This is a genomic window from Halomonas sp. I5-271120 (assembly GCF_030553075.1).
GTDB classification, from domain to species: Bacteria; Pseudomonadota; Gammaproteobacteria; order Pseudomonadales; family Halomonadaceae; genus Onishia; species Onishia taeanensis_A.
In genome coordinates, this window is sequence record NZ_CP130701.1 from 1,034,803 (window position 1) to 1,053,510 (window position 18,708).

Consider the following 18,708-nt stretch of genomic DNA (forward strand, 5'->3'; position numbering starts at 1 on the left):
CTATGAACTGGTACGTGTTTCTGGAGGGGGTGATCTCGGTGCTGCTGATCGCCGGCGGCGCCTTCGCCTTCATCGGCTCGCTGGGTATGGCCCACCTGCGAGACTTCTACATGCGCCTGCATGGCCCGACCAAGGCGACCACTCTGGGGATCGGCTGCATCCTCAGCGCCTCGATGCTCTACTTCGGGGTCACCAAGGGCGAGCCGGTGATGCAGGAGATGCTGATTACTCTCTTCCTGTTCATCACCGCCCCAGTGTCGGCCCACCTGCTGGCCAAGACCGGCCTGCACCTGAAGCTCAAGCATGCCGACAAGACCCGCGGCCGACCCCACGAAATCCACACGGAAGACGCCAACGAGAAGCCGGTACTGCACCCGGACAAGGGCCACTGAGCGCCGCCCGCGTCAGCCATCCGCATCAAAAAGGCCCCGGACGATATGTCCGGGGCCTTGTCGTTCACGGGGGCCATGAAGCACTGGGCGTGGCAAAACTGCGCTTGGCAAGACTGGGCTTGGCAAGACTGGGCTTGGCAAAAAGGCCTAGAGCCAGCCGCCGAGCTCCTGCCTGGCGATCGCCGTAAGCACATCGATATGCGCCTCGTCGGCGTTTAGGCAGGGCACATAGGTGAAGGTCTCGCCGCCGGCGGAGAGGAAGGCCTCGCGGATTTCCTGCTGCACTTCCTCGAGCGTCTCGACGCAGTCCGAGGCGAAGGCCGGCGAGATTACCGCGATGTGCTTTTTGCCCGCCCGGGCAAGCTCGGCCACCTTGTCAACGGTCGCCGGCCCGACCCATTTCTCGGGGCCGAACTTGGACTGGAAGGCGGTCACGATCTCATCGTCCGCCATCTCCAGATGTTCCTTCACCAGCCGCGTCGTCTTCTGGCATTGGCAATGGTAGGGATCGCCATCGAGCAGATAGCGCTCGGGCACCCCATGATAGGACGCCACCAGCACCTCGGGGCGGCCACCCTGATCGGCCTGGGCCCGGTCATAGGCCACCTGGATCGAGCCGCCCAGGGCCGCGATATAATCCGGCCGATCGAAGTAGGCCGGCACGGTACGCAGCGCCGGCTGCCACTTCAGCGTCATCAGGGTACGAAAGACCTCATCGTTGGCGGTGGCGGTAGTCGGCGAGCCGTATTGCGGGTAGAGCGGAAAGAACAGCAGCCGCTCGCAGCCCTGCTCATGCAGCCGGCGAATCACGCTGTCGGTCGAGGGGTTGCCATAGCGCATGCAGAAATCGACCACCACCTCATCGCCGAAGGCCGCCTCGAGGCGCTCGGCGACTTTTTCGGCCTGTTCGCGGGTAATGGTCAACAGCGGGCTCTCGTCGCGCTCGGTGTTCCAGATGCTTTGATAGGCCTTGCCGGAGATGAAGGGGCGGCGAGTCAGGATGATGCCCTGCAACAGCGGCTGCCACAGCCAACGGGAGTAATCGACCACCCGCTGATCGGAGAGAAACTCCGACAGATAGCGGCGCATCGACCAGTAGTCGGTGGCATCCGGGGTGCCCAGGTTGGCCAATACCACGCCCACCTTCTTGCGCGGCACCGGCGGATGATCGGCGCCGGCATGAGCAAGGCGCCCTTCGCCGGGCTGTTCGAGGGTGGCGGTGGGCGAACGGGGACTGGCTGCGGACATCGTGGAATCCTTGTGACGTAACCGACTGATGGATCGACAGCTTATCAAAGGGATGCCATCGAGAAGAATGCAGTTATACTATCATCCATATTTGTATAACTTCAGGTCAATATATGTCTAAGCCGCTGATCCTGGTGCTGGGTGATCAGCTCAGTCCGTCGCTGGCGAGTCTTCAAGACCTGCCGGACAGCGCCGTGGTGGCGCTTTGCGAGGTCGACGAAGAAGGTCGCTACGTGCCCCACCACCCGCAGAAGATCGCGATGATGTTCGCCGCCATGCGCCACTTCGCCATCGAACTCGAGGCATCGGGCGTACAGGTGCATTACAGCACTCTTGACGATGACGACAATTGCCAGCAGCTGCTCGCCGAGGCCGAGCGAGTGGCCGCCCTCCATGGCTGCGACGAGATCCGCGTGGTCCGCCCCGGTGAGTGGCGGCTGCATGCGGCCATTCAGGCTCGCGCAACTGCGGGTCAGTCCCTCGCCAATGCGAGTGGCGAAGGTGAAAGGGGCGAAAGTGGCGAAAGTGGCGAAAGACAGCATACCGCCCTGCCCTGGCGGCTAATCGAAGACGACCGCTTCTTGACCACACCAGCGGACTTCAACGCCTGGGCCCGGGGCCGCAAGACCTATCGCCTCGAACACTTCTACCGGCATCTTCGCAAGCGCAGCGGGCTGTTGATGGAAGACGGCCAGCCCGCCGGCGGCCAGTGGAACTTCGATCACGATAACCGCGAGCCGCTGCCCGAGCATCTCGCCTTTCCCGCGCCGCCGACCCATGAACACGACGCCACCACCAAGGCGGCACTGGAGCTGGTGGCCTCGCGGTTCGGGGAGCATTTCGGCTCTCTCGACACATTTCACTGGCCGGTGACCAGGACACAGGCACTTGCCGAACTTGAGCATTTCCTCAACGCCTGCCTGCCGGACTTCGGCCGCTATCAGGACGCGCTGAGTGACCAGGCGCCCTTCCTCTTCCACTCACGGCTGTCGGCGGCGCTGAACCTGGGTCTGCTGTCGCCCGTCGAGGTCTGTCAGTCCGCCGAGGTCGAGTATCGCGAAGGGCGTGCGCCACTCAACTCGGTGGAGGGCTTCATCCGCCAGATTCTTGGTTGGCGAGAATATGTGCGAGGGCTCTACTGGACGCGCATGCCCGACTACAAGCGCAGCAACGGCCTAGGCGCCAAGCGTGACTTGCCGGCCTTTTTCTGGACCGGCGACACCGAGATGCGCTGCCTCAAGCGGGCCATCGAGATGACCCGCGATCACGCCTATGCCCACCACATTCAGCGGCTGATGGTCACGGGTAACTTCGCCCTCCTCTGCGGGGTCAAGCCGGAAGCCCTCTGCGACTGGTATCTGGCGGTGTATGCCGATGCCTGTGAATGGGTCGAGCTGCCCAACACCCTGGGCATGGTGCTGCATGCTGACGGCGGCCTGATGGGCTCCAAGCCCTACTGCGCCTCGGGCAAATACATCGATCGCATGGGCGATCACTGCAAGCACTGTCGCTATGACCCAAAACACGTCACCGGCACTCATGCCTGCCCCTTCAATAGCCTCTATTGGAATTTCATCGAAGCGCACCGCGACGTCCTGGCCGACAACCCGCGCATGAAGCTGATCTATAGCTCACTTGGCCGCATGAAAGACGAGAAGCGTGAGGCCATGCGCCAGCAGGCCGACGCCTTCCTGGCGCGCCTGGACACGGCGCCCGCCTATGGGCGAGGCCAGCACCTGGCAGGCTATCGTGACGCCGATAGCTCAGCCCCCACCACCTCCCAGGAGCCTTCCTGATGTCCCCAACCGCCCCGTCACCCCGCCATGCCGTCTCCCCCGTGACGCTCTTTCACGACGGCCATTGCCCCTTCTGCCAGCGCGAAGTCGCCTGGCTCGAGCGGCATCCGCGCCGCGAACGCGTCAGGCTGGTCGATATCCAGGCCGATGACTTCGATGCGGCCGCTTGGGGGCGCTCCTTCGACGCCATGATGGGCCGCCTTCACCTCGCTGATGCCAAGGGCGCCTGGTTCGTGGGCATGGATGCCAGCCGGGCACTGTATGCCGTGCTGGGCTATCGGCGGCTGGTAGGACTGACGATGCTGCCGGGCCTGGCCTGGTGTTTCGACCGCGGCTATGCGTTCTTCGCCCGCTATCGGGTCAGGCTGGGTAACTGGTGGCAAGCAAGGCAACGCCGGCAAGAGAAGGCCTGACGGGATAAGGGCTTGAGAGAGAGCGCTTTAGTGGGAAAGCCTGCCCATGGAAGTGAGGCTTGATGGCACGGACTAATAGTATGGCCTGATAGTACGGCTTGATAGTGCGGGATAACCCGCCACCGGTGGCATGAACGCTCGTTCAAGGAGCGAGGGTGGCAAGTCGTAATAGTGGCAAGTCAATGAAGCCGGCGATATGCCGGAAGTGCTGATTGAGTCGTGGTCTGAAGCGCGCGGTGTGAGGCGCACAGTATGAAGCGGAAGCTCGGCAAAGGGCATGATCCACACCGATGATGCGGTGCCCAACCATGGCGCCTAGAAGACCAGCGGCATACGCGAGCTGAGCGCATCGTGGTAGTGGGCGTCACGGCCGATCACCTCGTCGTGGGCCACATACTGCACCAGATAGGCCCGGTGGACGCCGACCCGCTTGAGTTCCAGATAGATATCATCGAGGGCGCGAAAGAGCATCGGCTTGCCGCGCTGGGTCAGCAGATGACGCGCGCCCTCGATATCTTCCAGTTCCACTTGATAGAAGCGGCTGCCGGCGTGGCTGATGACGCGAATTTCGAAGTTGTCGTGTCGCTTGGCGAAAGCCTTGAAGTCTTTAAGTTCCATGCTGTCCTCCTGGATCGCAGGCTGGTGGCCGGACTCGATGACAGCCTGCCATGAGGCCCGGTAGTGGCGGCTCTGAATATAACGGGACCCGATAGGCTGGCTCCAGATATACCTAGGGCACAGTTTGGCTGTGCCCCATGACGGCAATATGACATGTCGCCCTCACCGTTGTGACCCTGGCCGCTACGCCATGTTCCACTCAAACAGCACTTCCGCCACCACGTCAGCCAGCACTGACGCCATCAGTGATAATCCGCCATCACTGATAGTCGGCAGGATCAATGGCCTTGCCAAGGGAGTTGCGGTCGACCCAGTTGCCGGCCTTGGTTTCCTTGTAGCGGAACACCACCTTGTCGCCGACCGCGACCGGGATCTCGGAATCCTCAGTCTGATAGCTGAAGGTCTCGCCATCGACCACTAGTCGGTAGCGATACAGATCGGGCATGCCGAGCCATTCCTTGAAGGGCCCTTCGCGCTCGACTTCCTGAAGTTCGCCGCGTCCCTCGAGTTTTGGGGTCCGCTTGCGGTTGCCGCGTCGAAATCCGCCTGCCATAAGCTATCCTCGTTCCACTGACTGATTCATCTGACTGGTTCATTAAACTGGTTCATGGGACCAAGCCGGGCATTATACGGCGGCCCATTGCAGTCTCAACCATGATCCCCGCGCCGTGGCAGGTGCGACTATTCGCCGAAGTGCTGACCGTAGCTATCCGGCGCCAGGTCCTCAAAGCGGGTGTACTTGCCGATGAAGGCCATGTGCACCGTGCCGATGGGACCGTTACGCTGCTTGCCAATGATCAACTCGGCCAGTCCCTGGTTATCGGGGTTGTCCGGGTTGTAGACCTCATCGCGATAAACGAAGGCGATGACGTCAGCGTCCTGCTCGATGGCCCCGGACTCGCGCAGATCCGACATCACCGGGCGCTTGTTGGGACGCTGCTCCAGGGAGCGGTTGAGCTGAGATAGCGACACTACCGGGCAGCCAAACTCCTTGGCGAGCCCCTTCAGGGAGCGCGAAATCTCGGAAATCTCGCCGGTGCGGTTCTCGGAAAAACCGGGAATCTGCATCAACTGAAGGTAATCGATCATCACCAGGCCGATATTGCCGTGCTCGCGCACCACCCGGCGGATGCGCGAGCGCATCTCGTTGGGAGACAGCGCGGCGGTATCGTCGATAAATAGCTGCTTGTCTTTCAGCAGGTTGACCGCCGATGTCAGACGCGGCCAGTCCTCGTCCTCGAGCTGACCGGTGCGCACCCGAGTCTGGTCGATGCGGCCAAGCGACGACAGCATACGCAGCATCAGCGCCTCGGCGGGCATCTCCATGGAGAACACCATCACCGGCTTGTCGCTTGAGATCACGGCATGTTCGACCAGATTCATGGCGAAGGTGGTCTTGCCCATCGAGGGACGCCCGGCAATGATCACCAGGTCCGAGGGCTGCAGGCCCGAGGTCATGTCGTCGAGATCGCGAAAACCGGTCGACAGCCCGGTCATCTCGCCTTCCATGTTGAACATTTCATCGATGCGATCCACCGCCTTGGCGAGCAGGTCGCTCATGCCGATGGGGCCGCCGGTCTTGGGGCGATCCTCGCTGATCTGGAAGACCAGCCGCTCGGCCTCGTTGACCAGCTCATCGGCCGGTCGCCCCTGAGGCGCAAAGGCACTCTCGGCGACCTGGCTGGCCGCTTGAATCAGCTTGCGAAGCGTGGCCCGCTCGCGAACGATCTCGGCATAGGCGCGGATATTGCTCGCCGACGGGGTGTTACGGGCAAGCTCGGCCAGATAGGCGAGCCCGCCGACGGTATCCAGCTGATCGCGGTTCTCCAGCGCCTCTGACAGCGTCACCACATCCAACGGGTGCGAGCCCTCGGCCAGGCCTGCCATGGCATTGAAGATCAGTCGGTGCTCGTAGCGGTAGAAGTCGCCGGCCACCAGCTGCTCGGAGACCGCATCCCAGGCCGAGTTGTCCAGCATCAGACCGCCCAGGACGGACTGCTCGGCCTCCAGCGAATGGGGCGGCACCTTGAGCGCAGCAGTTTCCTGATCGAGCTCGACGGGTTCGTTCATGGAGTCGGGCACCTTCGGTGATTCGGTAAGCGGCGCTCATTCTACCCCATCCCTGCGACACACCCCATTCCTGACCGGGCTTCCTGGCAACGAAAAAACCCGCTGGCCATGAGGCACGCGGGAAGGATCGATACACCGAGCTGGCGACGAGGGCGGACGTCGCGACACGCCCGCCCTGTCGTTACCTGCAGTATGGTTGAGTTTTACATTAGAACCAGACTTCTGTTTGCACGCCAAAGCTCCACTGACCGCCGGTGAAGCCGTCTTTGCCGAAATCATCGGAAATATCGTCACCGGCGCTGTCGGTCGCCGTGTTCAGGACGTAATCGTTGAGCTCGTCGTCCCAGTCGGTGTAAGAAGCAAACACACGGATCTCGGGACGCTGCCAGAAGCCGCCCACCTGAGGCTTGAAGGTCGGAGCGATGGTGAACTTGCTCCAGTTGCCGCTGACCGCATTGCGAGACTTGTAGTCTTCGGGCTGCAAGTCCATGTACTGATAGCTGGCCTCGTACTGCATCTCGAAGTTCTCGGTCAGCTCATTGGCCAGACGCACGTTCACCCCTGACCACTGGTATTTATCTCCCGCATCGAAGCGATCTTCACTGGTTTCCGCGAACACGGAAGGCGCGACCCGCCAACGAGGTGCCAGATAGGTGGTGCCATAGACGGCCAGACGCGCCGCCGAGGCATCCTCGGTGAGGTCACCGTTGGTCCCCAGCGACTTCACTTCGGCCCCCAGGCCCTGACCATAAAGCAGCGCGGCCTTGAAGCTGCCCTCACCCAGGCCGAAGAAGCTGTCGCCATGGTAGGCCAGCATGGTGTGGATACCGCTGTCTGCCACCTGTGAGCCATTGCCCAGATCGCGGCTGTCGTTGTCGGCCGCCGACATGGCGTTGATCATCCACTGCACCTTGCCGAAGTAATTATTGGCGGTGAAGATCAGGTTATCGGTGTTGCCGGTCAGGTTGGGTGATGTGCTGTCGACGGGATACTCGCTGAAACTGCGGCCATAGAGTGAGAAGTTGGCCTTCCAGCTATCGCCAAGCTGTACGTCGTAGATACCGCCGCCGGTCCCCGACAGGAAGATGACATCGGAATCGATCCAGTGGATGTCGAAGTTATCGCGATCAAAGCGCTTGCCCGCCCAGATCGAAGCATTGGCGAAAGCGCCGGTAAAGCTCGGCAAATCGCTGAACTCGGCATAGACCTGGCGCACATTGAGACTGGATTCATCGGCGGTCCAGTCGTTACTGGTGGTCACTCCATCGGCGATCATGGTGCGGTAAAGAGCCTTGGCACCGTTGTCGTAGGTCTTGCGGTAGTTCAGAACCGACTCGACGTAGGTATCCGGTTCATTACCCAGTCGGCCCACATAGCCTCCTACACTGCCCGCAGGCGTCACGGTTGGGCCACCCGGAATACTCTTGCCATCGTCACCGACCAACAAGCCGGAGCGGGCATAGGCGTTGAAGGAGAAGCCTTCTTCACCGCTGGCTTGGCGGGCGACCTCATCCAGACGCTCCTGGCCGGCATCAACGGTCTCCTCGACCGAAGCAGCGCGGGCTTCGGCGGCATCGGCGCGTGCCTCGGCGGCGGCGACACGGGCTTCGAGATCGGCCAGGCGCTGTTCGATATCGCTTTGCTGGGCGCTGGCCAGGCCGCTCAGGGTGAAGCTGGCAACGGCTATAGCGGCGACGAGCGGGGTTCTCAGCATGGCTGCATTCATGGGGGCGAGTCCTTTTATGCTTGTTGTGTGTAACACCGGGGCTAGCAGTCTTTATCGATTAAGATGACCGGCGAGAACGGATATCGCCGATGTCATCGAATAGCCCCTGAACGACCCCTTCCGCAAAACAGGAGTCATCGTTCAAAGCAAAACTTAATCGTTTAAGCCCGCCCCCGCAAAAGGAAATCGACCCTGTTCCGACCAATGTCTAAACAAGATGGGGGAGCGCTATCAGTCGAACCGTCATCCGCAGTGGCAGTTCCATCAGGGGGTGAACTGCCCATATCGGGAAGGTCGAAGGACGAAAAGCGCGCACAAAAAAAGACACACAGGGAAATCCCCGTGTGTCTCTTCATGTCGTGCGTCACGTCATGCGCATCGAAGATGCAGCGTGACTCGCTCGGCGACGACTTACTCGGCGACGATTACCACGCGCACGCTGGATGCCACTTCGGCATGCAGCTGCAGGTCGATATCGTATTCGCCAGTCCGGCGAAGCGGACCTTCCGGCATGCGGACTTCGCTCTTGGCGAGGTCGATGCCGGCCTGGGCGATGGCTTCGGCCAGGTCGCGCGGACCGATGGAACCGAACAGCTTGCCGTCTTCGCCAGACTTGGCGACCAGCGAGAGCTCGATTTCGGCCAGCTGTGCAGCGCGGGCTTCGGCTTCGGCCTTGCGCTCGGCGGCCTGAGCTTCAAGCTCGGCACGCTGGGCTTGGAAGGCTTCCAGGTTTTCTTTGGTTGCCGGAACGGCCAAGCCGTAAGGCATCAGGTAGTTACGGCCGTAACCGGGCTTGACGGTGACCTTGTCACCCAGGCCGCCCAGCTTGCCAATGTTGTCGAGCAGAATGACTTCCATCTCGTGAACCTCTTGTCAGACGCTGCGGGCCAGACGCGTGCGGAAGTCCGCAAACGTATCGATCAGAGCCAACAGCAGCACAATCAGAATCGTGGGCCAAGTAGTGATCAGCAGTACGTAAAAGATCACCAACCAGAGCCCCTTCATCCCCTTGAGACCAATAATTCCGTGAATCAGCGCGATGCCCGAGATCAGCAGGGGTACCCAGGCAAGAATCGCCAGCCCCGGCAACGCCAGCAGCGAGCCGAGAATCCCCAGCACCACCAGGGTCACCAGCTCCCGCGGCGCCAGCCGCAAGGAATGAAACTCCTCGCGGAAGCCGCCGGGGTTATAGAGCCCGGATTGCCAGCCGCGCGCCATGGCCAGGCAGGCCACGGCGAGCAGCAGCACAATGATGCCGCTGACACCACCGACGATCAGGGTCGCGAGTGCCTCGGTGGAGATGCCCTGACGGGTCAACTCCTCCAGCATTCGCTGGGCCTCCGGCGAGCTCTGACTGAGCTGATCGAGCAGTGCCTGGCTGCCACCCGGTGGCAGAAAGACGCCCAGCTGGACCATGGCGGCTCCGGCTAGCGAGCCGCTGATCAGCGCCTCGGACCAGCGCAGGCGCTCTCTGAGCACCACGCCCATCAGAGTCACCAGCAGCAGGGTCGCCAGCGGGATCACATCTCCCTGAACCCACCACCATCCTGCAGGCAGGCCGGCAGCCAGGATCACCGGCAACGCCGATGCCATGCCCTGGCGCAGAGTGACCAAGCCAGCGATGGCGGCACTCATCCAGAACAACCAAGGCACCAGCCCTGCAAGCGCGGCCCCTCCGGCAGCGTAGGGCAGCCCCCGCATCATCCAGCGGGCAATCGACAGCATCACGCGAACGGCTTACTGGTGGCTATCGGAGTACGGCAGCAGAGCCAGGTAGCGCGCGCGCTTGATAGCGCTGGACAGCTGACGCTGGTAGCGTGCCTTGGTACCGGTGATGCGGCTCGGAACGATCTTGCCGGTCTCGGTGACGTAGGCCTTGAGAGTGTCCAGATCTTTATAGTCGATCTGCTTCACGCCTTCGGCGGTAAAACGGCAAAACTTACGGCGACGGAAAAAGCGTGCCATGTAAAATCCTCCTGGCGGTGCGTATCAGTTAGCTTCAGCGGTTTCGGTACGTTCGCGCGGCTTGTCTTCGCGACGCGGACGCTTTTCTTCCGCCGGCTTCATCATCGGTGAAGCTTCGGTGATGGCTTCCTTGCAACGCACGACCAGGCTACGGATGATCGCATCGTTGAAGCGGAAGATATTCTCGATTTCTTCGAGGGTCTCGCCGCTGCACTCGACGTTCATCAGCACGTAGTGAGCCTTGTGGATCTTGTTGATCGGATACGCCAGGTGACGACGGCCCCAATCTTCCAGACGATGAACGCTGCCGCCGCTCTCGGTGACGAGGCTGGTGTAACGTTCGACCATCGCCGGAACCTGTTCGCTCTGGTCCGGGTGGACCATGAACACGATTTCATAATGACGCATAGTGTCTCCTTTCGGTTTGACAGCTTCCATAGGGCTATGTCGAAGGTCAGCCTTCGCAGCACCAGGGGAAGCAAGGAGTGATTTAACGGGTGTGTTGTCTGGCCGCAGTCCGACCAAGCCGAACAATTGTAGTGACCGTCCGGCTAGCTTGCAAGCTGGCGCTGCCGCAGAGCCTCGAACAGGCAGATACCGGTGGCCACCGAGACGTTGAGGCTCGACACGCTGCCCACCATTGGCAACTTGACCAGGTTATCGCAGGCTTCGCGCGTCAGCCGCCGCATGCCCTTGCCTTCGGCGCCCATCACCAGCGCGCAGGGCCCGCTGAAATCGCCGTCGAAGACGCTGGCGTCGGCTTCGCCGGCGGTGCCGGTGATCCATACGCCGTGATCCTTCAGCTTGCCCATGGCCCGCGCCAGGTTGGTGACCTGATAGACCGGCACGCTCTCGGCAGCCCCGCAGGCGACCTTGCGCACGGTGGCGTTGAGCGGCGCGGCCTTATCCTTGGGCACGATGACGCCATCCACGCCGGCCGCATCGGCGCTGCGCAGGCAGGCACCGAAGTTGTGCACGTCGGTGACACCATCGAGGATCAGCAACAGCGGCGGCGTGTCCTTGGTCCAGCCCTTGAGCCGGAGCCACAGAGACTCTTCGCCCTCGACCGATAGCGGCGGACAGAAGGCCACGATGCCCTGATGCGCCGCGCCCTGGGCCAGCGCATCGAGGGTGTCGCGGGGCTGGAGCTGGACGCGGGTACCGAGACGACGAGCCTCGTCGAGCAGCTCGGCCAGGCGAGCCCCTGCATTGCCGTCCTGCACCCAGAGTTCGCGCGGGGCCTCGCCCCTCGCCAGCAGGGCGCGCACCGCGTGCACGCCATATACCGCATCGAGGCCAGCGGGGGCCTTGGGCCCACGCTGGCCGGGACGTCGTTTCATGATCGGCTTTTCCTGATAGTTCGTAGCATGCCGGCGCCTGGCGCCTGGCCATGATGCTCAGCAATAAGCACCTGGCCTTGTTTTAAGCACCTGGCCTTACGCCTTTGCTCAGCGCTTGGCGCCGCCGCCTCGCGGCTTGCGCGGCCCGCGGCGACGGCCTGACTTGGGCTTGTCACCCTTGGGCTTATCACCTTGCGGCTTGTCGCTGCCCGCCTGCTCGGTGCCCGGCTTGCGGCGCGGCGCACGCTTTTGACGCGGCTTGTCGTCGACCAGATCGAAGTCGATCTTGCGGTCGTCGAGATCGACCCTTGCGACCTGCACGGTGACACCGTCGCCCAGCCGATAGCTGACGCCGGAACGCTCGCCCTTGAGGCGATGCTTCTCGGCCTCGTAGTGGTAGTAGTCGGAGGGCAGCGAGGTGACGTGCACCAGCCCTTCGACATAGACATCATCGAGGCGCACGAAGATACCGAACTGGGTAACCGAGGCGATGGTGCCTTCGAAGACATCGCCGACCTTGTCGGACATGAACTCGCACTTGAGCCAGTCTTCCACGTCGCGGGTGGCATCGTCGGCGCGCCGCTCGGTCATCGAGCAGTGCTCGCCGAAGTGCACCATCTGCTCGAAGGAGTACGGTGCCCAGCGGCTGGGCGGCTCCACCGAGGCGCCGTCGGCGCGCAGCACGGTCGAGGTCTGGCGCGGCCCACGGATCACCGAGCGAATGGCGCGGTGCACCAGCAGATCCGGATAACGGCGGATCGGCGAGGTGAAGTGAGCATAGGCCGGATAAGCTAGGCCGAAGTGCCCTTCGTTCTGGGGCGAATATACCGCCTGGTTCATCGAACGCAGCATCACCGTCTGGATGATATCGGCATCCGGGCGATCCTTGATGACCTCGCGCAGCGCCTGATAGTCCTGCGGCGTCGGCTCGTCGCCGCCCCCCAGGGAAAGACCCAGCTCGTTGAGGAACAGGCGCAGGCGATCCAGACGCTCAGGCGTCGGCGGCTGGTGAATGCGATACAACGCCGGGAGATCATGCTTGTCGAGGAAGCGCGCGGTGGCGACGTTGGCTGCCAGCATGCACTCTTCGACGATCTTGTGGGCGTCGTTGCGCGAGCGCGGGACGATGGAGTCGATCTTGCGCTCTTCGTTGAAGAGGATCGCCGTCTCGGTGGTCTCGAAGTCGATGGCCCCGCGCTCGCTGCGCGCGGTGCGCAGCAGCTGATAGAGCTCGTGCAGCTGCTCGATCGACGGTACCAGGGAGGCGTACTCATCACGCAGTGCCTGGCCTTCGGGGCTCTCCGGCTCCTGCAGGATCTTGCCGACCTTGTTGTAGGTCAGTCGCGCATGAGACTGGAAGACCGCCTCATAGAAGCGGTAGCGGCTGATAGCGCCGGTCTTGGAGATATTCATCTCGCAGACCAGGGCCAACCGGTCGACCGCCGGGTTCAGCGAGCACAGGCCGTTGGAGAGCAGCTCGGGCAGCATCGGCACGACCTGGCCCGGGAAGTACACCGAGTTGCCGCGCACCAGTGCCTCTTCATCCAGCGCACTGCCGGGCCGCACATAGTGCGAGACGTCGGCGATGGCGACGATCAGCTTCCAACTGCCGGACTTGGTCTGGTAGGCGCAGATAGCGTCGTCGAAGTCCTTGGCGCTTTCATCATCGATGGTCACCAGCGGCAGGTGACGCAGATCGATGCGATGCGCCTTGTCGTCCTCGGCGACCTCGGCGGACATCGAGCCGATCTGCTCGTCCACCGCCGGCGGGAATTCGTCCGGGATATTGTAGCTGCGGATGGCGATGCCGATTTCCATCCCCGGGTCCATGCGCTCGCCGAGCACCTCGGTGACCTCGCCCACCGGCTGCTTGCGGGTCTCGGGCTGCTGAACGATCCGCGCCGATACGACCTGCCCGTCCTGAGCGCCACCGCTGGCGCTATGGGGAATCAGCACTTCCTGAGAGATGCGGCTGTTCTCGGGAATCAGCACCGCGAACTCGTCGTTGTTCTGACGATAGATGCCCACCACGGTCTGGGTGTTGCGAGCGATGACTTCGGCGATGGTTGCCTCATCACGGCCACGGCGATCGCGGCCGCTTACACGCACCAGCACATGATCGCCGTGGAAGACACGGCGCATCTGGCGTGGCGGCAATACCAGGTCAGGCTTTTTGCCGTCGTCGCGGAGGATGAAGCCGAAGCCGTCGCGGTGCCCGAGCACCTTGCCCTTGATCAGATCGAGCTTGTCGATCAGCGCGTAGGCGCCGCGGCGGTTGCGCAGCACCTGGCCGTCGCGCTCCATCGCCGCCAGGCGACGGCGCACGGCTTCTAGCTGATCGTCGTCCTCGAGGCCCAGCAGCCGGCTCATGCTCTCATGAGTCATCGGCTTGCCGGCCTCTTCGAGGCGGCGCAGGAGGTATTCGCGGCTGGGTACCGGATTATCGTACTTGTGGGCTTCACGTTCCGCGTGGGGATCGTCGCTGAGCGTCCACTGAGTCATACGCAAGGCGTCCTTAATAAGGGAAAAACGATGCACCACGGACGTGAGGCAAGAATTCGTGTGTTCATTAACATCGCGCCAGTATAGCGTCGCAAAGAGCCCGACCCAACCATAACCGTGACTACGTCTCAAGCATTCGGCGGTCATATCCTGGTTGGCCCGCGCGCAGAAAAATCTTTCTGGCGCCCCGGCCCACGTCTTGCATTGTCACATGGAATCGGTATTATACCGCCCACTTGCCCGGGTGGCGGAATTGGTAGACGCGCTAGCTTCAGGTGCTAGTGTCCGTATGGACGTGGAGGTTCAAGTCCTCTCCCGGGCACCATCGATGATCTCAAGGCTTCGGCCCGATCATCACGGGATGAAAATCCCACCGGCAGTAATGGCTGTTAGAAGTACCAGCAGGACCCGTTGATCACTCAACGGCACAACTTGGCTTGTGTTCGCCCAGGTGGCGGAATTGGTAGACGCGCTAGCTTCAGGTGCTAGTGTCCGTATGGACGTGGAGGTTCAAGTCCTCTCCTGGGCACCATCCTGATCACTTTTACAAGATGATCTCGATGCCCCAGCACGCGAACACCGGCCAGCATGATGCGCCCGGGTGGCGGAATTGGTAGACGCGCTAGCTTCAGGTGCTAGTGTCCTTATGGACGTGGAGGTTCAAGTCCTCTCCCGGGCACCAATTCGCATCATGTAGCAACACCTTCCCGATACGCCGGTCCCGGCGACCCCGCTGCCCAGATGGCGGAATTGGTAGACGCGCTAGCTTCAGGTGCTAGTGTCCTTATGGACGTGGAGGTTCAAGTCCTCTTCTGGGCACCATCGCTTTTCCCGCTTTATCTTGCCTGTTCTCCCAACAAGCTCCTCTCCCCCATATCTTGTTTCCCCATACGTTGTTTTTGCTTAACTTTGTTTCCACCTATCCTACTCTGCACACGTTGTCCGGTATTCTTTGCCCCGCACACGTTGTCCGGTAATCCTTGTCCGGTATTCGGTAGCCCCTTCCCTTTGCTGCCCCAGCTCTTGTGCTCGCCCCCTATCCGTTAGGCCTACTCTGTACGCTACGTCTCGCACGCCTGCGCCGTGATGCGCGCGACTGCCACCTAAACCGTCTCGCCTTGAGCCACCCACTTTGGCGCATGCCGGGAACCAGGGTTACTGAAAGCGTCCGGGGCGCCGTGATACTGCCTGCAGGGCCCAACCACGGTCGTTAACGTTGCCCTCGAGACGCGCCGCCGCTGCCGAGGGCAGGTTCGGGAAGAAGTCCAGGCCAGTGCGGGCCTCTATCTCGTCGACGCTAACCAGGAACCGGTCCAGCGGCTCGCTGCCACTGACATCCTGGGGCATGATGAAGGCCAGCACGCGAGGCGTCTCGGAGGGCACGACCAGGATCTTGTAGAACGCCTCGGGCACCTGCGTGAAGCCCACCCGATGAAAGGCCCCATCGAGAAAGTCTTGGGGGTAGATGGGCCCGGTAATCACCTGAAGGGTGCCGAACCGCGGCACGAAATAATCCATGACCGCCTCCTCCAATCGCTGCCAAAGCTGGCGATTGAGGCTGGGCAGCTGGGGCGACATATTGCTCATCAGAAAGGTCTGGCGCTGGGCCTCGCGACCATAGACGGCGGCGATGGCATAATTGGGCGCTAGGTGACCACGATCATAGCCGCTGCCGCTATAGCTATCGGTACTCACCGGCCAGAGGGTGCGCCAGTCACGCTGAAAACCGGGGCGATCGCCGATCCGCGATGTCCCCACATCGTTCAGCCAGTAGCTGACCCACAGCGGATTGACCCTCAGATCGGACCAGCCCACCAGATATCCATCGTTGCGCAGTACGCGATGCAGGCTCAGCGGAGTGGGGGTCTCCCAAGTCGTGATGCCCATCCAGCTCAGGCTGTCGCGATATTCGGCCTCCTGGCTATACCAGAGCCCGGTGGCCACTGCCGCGAACAGCCCCATGATCATCAGGCGACGCAGCCCGGCACGCCCCATCGACAACAACATCCCCATTCACGCCCCCGGCTGTAGTTTTAGCATTCCCGACGCCAAACTAGGACGCTGCCCGGCCGCCGCCTGGCCCACATCGGGCCAACCGGCGGAGTATACCAGCGTCACCTGATGCGCACAGGCAGCGCTGGGGTGGCTATGGGCCGATACAGCACGACAAGAATTCCCTGCTCCCAGCGTCATGCACTAAACTACCCCTATCGAACTAGTCGTACTTAGCTCCCTTACATAACTACCTGTATATAACTACCTGCATGTCACAACATGCACTGGACGACATGCACTGAATTGAGAGGATAGCGCGCCGTGAGGCGCCGTTGATCGAAATGGTAGCGAGACGGCGCGGCAGTGAGGTGCAATAGTAGCTAGGTGCAGCGCTAGCCAAACGAAGCGCTAGCAAGGCATAGGAAGAAGCAAGAGGCAGGACCAGCGAGGCAAGGTAGCCTCGCCCAAACCAGAGGCGGCCCGAGCCGCCCCTTTGACCGTGAAGCGGGTCCCGCCCCTGGCAAGGCACCCAAGGACCCGGAAAGACCAATCCCAAGGAGATACCATGGCTAATCAGAGTCGTCGCGACTTTATGCGTAACAGCCTGCTGGGCCTTGCCGCCCTGCCGCTGGGTGCGGGCATCCTGTCACGCCAGGCCCTGGCTCAGGATCTACCGCCTCTGGACCCGGAAAATCCGCAAGCCAAGGCACTGAACTACGTCGCCAAGGCAAGCGATGCCAGCGACCATCCGGCCTACGCTGATGGCGAACAGTGTTCCAACTGCATGTTCTATAACGCCGATACCCAGGGCTGCCAGCTGTTCCCGCAGAACAGCGTGGCGGCAGGCGGCTGGTGCCAGTCCTGGACCGCTGCCTAAGGCCCCGATCCTGCCGTCCCGGCAGCACTGCGCTGGGGTTCACCCCATTGCGCCAGCATAGAGCCCAGGCACTACGACAAGACCCGCCAATTGGCGGGTCTTGTCGTTGCTGGGCTTGTATCAATCCTAGCTTTGCTCGACCAAGGGTTGTCTCGATCCTCGCTTGGTACAAACCACGAGCAAGCATCACCCCATATCGTTGGCTGGTTACTCCTGTACCCCTTCGCTGGGCAGCGGCCACTGATAGCGACGCACCACCTCATCTTCTTCGATCGATTCGAGCCGCACCGTGAAACCCCAGAGCTGGTGCAGGTGACGCATCACCGGATAGACGCTCTTGGCCAGCGGCCGGCGACGGTCCTGGACATGACGCAGCGTCAGCGAGCGATCGCCGCGAATATCGGCAGCATATATCTGGATATTCGGCTCCCGCACCGACAGCGCGTACTGAACCGACAGCGCCTCGCGCAGCCGCCGATAGCCGCGCTCATCGTGGATGGCGGCCACCGTGAGCATCTCGTCCTGGTCGTCGTCGATCACATTGAACAGCTTGAGGTCACGAATCACCTTGGGCGACAGGAACTGCTGGATGAACGACTCGTCCTTGAAGTTACGCATCGCAAAATGCAGCGTATCGAGCCAGTCGCTGCCAGCGATGTCGGGGAACCACTCGCGATCCTCATCGGTTGGCGCTTCGCAGATGCGGCGAATGTCGGTAAACATCGCAAACCCTAGGGCATAAGGGTTGATGCCATTGTAGTAGGGGCTATCGAAGGGCTGCTGATGAACCACGGCCGTGTGCGACTGCAGAAACTCGAGGATCAACCCTTCATCGACCAGGCCCTCGTCGAACATCCGGTGCATGAGGGTGTAATGCCAGAAGGTAGCCCAGCCCTCGTTCATTACCTGCGTTTGACGCTGCGGGTAAAAGTACTGCGCCAGCTTGCGCACGATACGGACGATTTCCCGCTGCCAGGGCGCCAGCAAGGGAGCGTTCTTCTCGATGAAATAGAGCAGGTTTTCCTGAGGTTCAGGCGGGTAGCGACCAGCCTGATGCAACCCCAGAGGGTCATCGCCATCGTCCTGCACGCTCTCTTCCAGGCCAGAACCGGCCAGTGGAATGGTCCGCCAAAGCGTATTCACCTGCGCCTGCAGGTATTCTTCGCGTTCGGTCTGTCTCAGCGCCTCTTCCTCGGCGGAGATCGGCGAAGGGCGCTTATAGCGATCAACGCCGTAGTTCTGCAGCGCGTGGCAGGCGTCCAGCAACTGCTCGACTGCCGCCACCCCGTAACGCTCCTCACACTCGGCGACGTATTTCCGTGCGAACACCAGGTAATCGATGATCGAGCTGGCGTCGGTCCAGGTACGAAACAGGTAGTTGCCCTTGAAGAAGGAGTTATGGCCATAGCAGGCGTGAGCCATGACCAACACCTGCATCATCAGGGTGTTCTCCTCCATCAGATAGGCGATACAGGGATCCGAGTTGATGACCAGCTCGTAGGCCAGCCCCATCTGGCCGCGGCGATAGGCCTGCTCGACGGACAGGAACTGCTTGCCGAAGGACCAGTGATGGTAGCCCACCGGCATGCCCACGCTGGCGTAGGCATCCATCATCTGCTCGGACGTGATCACCTCGATCTGATTGGGGTAGGCATCGAGCCGGTATTCGTCGGCAAGCCTGGCAATCTCACGCTCGAACTCGGCGAGCACCTCAAAATTCCAGTCCGAACCGGTGGCGATGGGAGTCTGACGGGTCATGCTCATGC

Annotated in this window: 17 protein-coding genes and 4 tRNA genes; 8 read left to right on the forward strand and 13 right to left on the reverse strand. The window is 61.8% G+C overall.

The features are described 5' to 3' along the window. Positions 1–2 precede the first annotated feature (2 nt). A complete protein-coding gene (locus tag Q2K57_RS04530) occupies positions 3–392 on the forward strand; it encodes a Na+/H+ antiporter subunit G (RefSeq protein WP_112053712.1) in 390 nt (129 codons plus the stop codon). Between the two features lie 147 nt (positions 393–539). Here Q2K57_RS04530 and hemH read toward each other — a convergent pair whose 3' ends face one another. Then, complete coding sequence (hemH, locus tag Q2K57_RS04535; protein ID WP_112053713.1) at positions 540–1,640, reverse strand: ferrochelatase; 1,101 nt, start codon at positions 1,638–1,640, stop codon at positions 540–542. Positions 1,641–1,753: 113 nt separating this feature from the next. Here hemH and Q2K57_RS04540 point away from each other — a divergent pair, with 113 nt between their 5' ends. Continuing rightward, on the forward strand, positions 1,754–3,436 hold the full coding sequence (locus Q2K57_RS04540) for a cryptochrome/photolyase family protein (RefSeq protein ID WP_304526180.1): 1,683 nt from the start codon (positions 1,754–1,756) through the stop codon (positions 3,434–3,436). Next, positions 3,436–3,849, forward strand: a complete 414-nt coding sequence (locus Q2K57_RS04545) for a thiol-disulfide oxidoreductase DCC family protein (protein ID WP_304526181.1) — start codon at positions 3,436–3,438, stop codon at positions 3,847–3,849. The genes Q2K57_RS04540 and Q2K57_RS04545 overlap by 1 nt, the downstream gene beginning before the upstream one ends. 315 nt (positions 3,850–4,164) lie before the next feature. On the opposite strand, the gene Q2K57_RS04550 is transcribed toward Q2K57_RS04545, so the two are convergent. From Q2K57_RS04550 to rnr, 10 genes are all read right to left on the reverse strand, one after another. Next, positions 4,165–4,467 carry a DUF6482 family protein gene (locus Q2K57_RS04550; RefSeq protein ID WP_112053716.1) on the reverse strand — a complete coding sequence of 101 codons (303 nt, stop codon included), beginning with the start codon at positions 4,465–4,467 and terminating at the stop codon, positions 4,165–4,167. 259 nt (positions 4,468–4,726) lie between these two features. Further along, the gene (locus Q2K57_RS04555; protein WP_112053717.1) at positions 4,727–5,020 is read right to left on the reverse strand and encodes a hypothetical protein; all 294 of its coding nucleotides are present in this window, start codon (positions 5,018–5,020) and stop codon (positions 4,727–4,729) included. A gap of 128 nt (positions 5,021–5,148) precedes the next feature. After that, on the reverse strand, positions 5,149–6,537 hold the full coding sequence (gene dnaB, locus Q2K57_RS04560; protein ID WP_112053718.1) for a replicative DNA helicase: 1,389 nt from the start codon (positions 6,535–6,537) through the stop codon (positions 5,149–5,151). Between the two features lie 208 nt (positions 6,538–6,745). Next, positions 6,746–8,263: a carbohydrate porin gene (locus Q2K57_RS04565; RefSeq protein ID WP_304526182.1), complete on the reverse strand. Its 1,518-nt coding sequence runs from the start codon at positions 8,261–8,263 to the stop codon at positions 6,746–6,748. A 411-nt stretch (positions 8,264–8,674) separates the two neighbouring features. Beyond that, positions 8,675–9,121 (reverse strand): 50S ribosomal protein L9, encoded by a 447-nt coding sequence (rplI, locus tag Q2K57_RS04570; protein ID WP_112053720.1) that lies wholly within the window; start codon positions 9,119–9,121, stop codon positions 8,675–8,677. A gap of 15 nt (positions 9,122–9,136) precedes the next feature. Further along, entirely contained in the window at positions 9,137–9,988 is an 852-nt protein-coding gene (locus Q2K57_RS04575) for a hypothetical protein (protein WP_304526653.1), read from the reverse strand. A gap of 12 nt (positions 9,989–10,000) precedes the next feature. Continuing rightward, positions 10,001–10,228 carry a 30S ribosomal protein S18 gene (gene rpsR / locus Q2K57_RS04580; RefSeq protein ID WP_092523331.1) on the reverse strand — a complete coding sequence of 76 codons (228 nt, stop codon included), beginning with the start codon at positions 10,226–10,228 and terminating at the stop codon, positions 10,001–10,003. Positions 10,229–10,252: 24 nt separating this feature from the next. After that, positions 10,253–10,636 carry a 30S ribosomal protein S6 gene (gene rpsF / locus Q2K57_RS04585; RefSeq protein ID WP_092523329.1) on the reverse strand — a complete coding sequence of 128 codons (384 nt, stop codon included), beginning with the start codon at positions 10,634–10,636 and terminating at the stop codon, positions 10,253–10,255. 143 nt (positions 10,637–10,779) lie between these two features. Next, positions 10,780–11,568, reverse strand: coding sequence for a 23S rRNA (guanosine(2251)-2'-O)-methyltransferase RlmB (gene rlmB, locus Q2K57_RS04590; protein WP_112053722.1), 789 nt, complete (start codon positions 11,566–11,568; stop codon positions 10,780–10,782). A gap of 108 nt (positions 11,569–11,676) precedes the next feature. Then, positions 11,677–14,070, reverse strand: coding sequence for a ribonuclease R (gene rnr, locus Q2K57_RS04595; RefSeq protein WP_304526183.1), 2,394 nt, complete (start codon positions 14,068–14,070; stop codon positions 11,677–11,679). Positions 14,071–14,308: 238 nt separating this feature from the next. Here rnr and Q2K57_RS04600 point away from each other — a divergent pair. From Q2K57_RS04600 to Q2K57_RS04615, 4 genes are all read left to right on the forward strand, one after another. Beyond that, positions 14,309–14,395, forward strand: a tRNA-Leu gene (locus Q2K57_RS04600). Positions 14,396–14,515: 120 nt separating this feature from the next. After that, positions 14,516–14,602: transfer RNA gene (locus tag Q2K57_RS04605), tRNA-Leu, on the forward strand. A 63-nt stretch (positions 14,603–14,665) separates the two neighbouring features. Further along, positions 14,666–14,752: transfer RNA gene (locus Q2K57_RS04610), tRNA-Leu, on the forward strand. A 53-nt stretch (positions 14,753–14,805) separates the two neighbouring features. Continuing rightward, positions 14,806–14,892 (forward strand) — tRNA-Leu (locus Q2K57_RS04615). A 333-nt stretch (positions 14,893–15,225) separates the two neighbouring features. Here Q2K57_RS04615 and Q2K57_RS04620 read toward each other — a convergent pair. After that, positions 15,226–16,083: a DNA/RNA non-specific endonuclease gene (locus tag Q2K57_RS04620; protein WP_304526184.1), complete on the reverse strand. Its 858-nt coding sequence runs from the start codon at positions 16,081–16,083 to the stop codon at positions 15,226–15,228. 547 nt (positions 16,084–16,630) lie between these two features. Between Q2K57_RS04620 and Q2K57_RS04625 the strand changes: the two genes are divergently transcribed. After that, a complete protein-coding gene (locus Q2K57_RS04625) occupies positions 16,631–16,942 on the forward strand; it encodes a high-potential iron-sulfur protein (protein WP_112053724.1) in 312 nt (103 codons plus the stop codon). A gap of 207 nt (positions 16,943–17,149) precedes the next feature. Here the strand turns inward: Q2K57_RS04625 and Q2K57_RS04630 are convergent, their stop codons facing one another. After that, the gene (locus tag Q2K57_RS04630) at positions 17,150–18,706 is read right to left on the reverse strand and encodes a SpoVR family protein (RefSeq protein ID WP_304526185.1); all 1,557 of its coding nucleotides are present in this window, start codon (positions 18,704–18,706) and stop codon (positions 17,150–17,152) included. Positions 18,707–18,708: the final 2 nt, after the last annotated feature.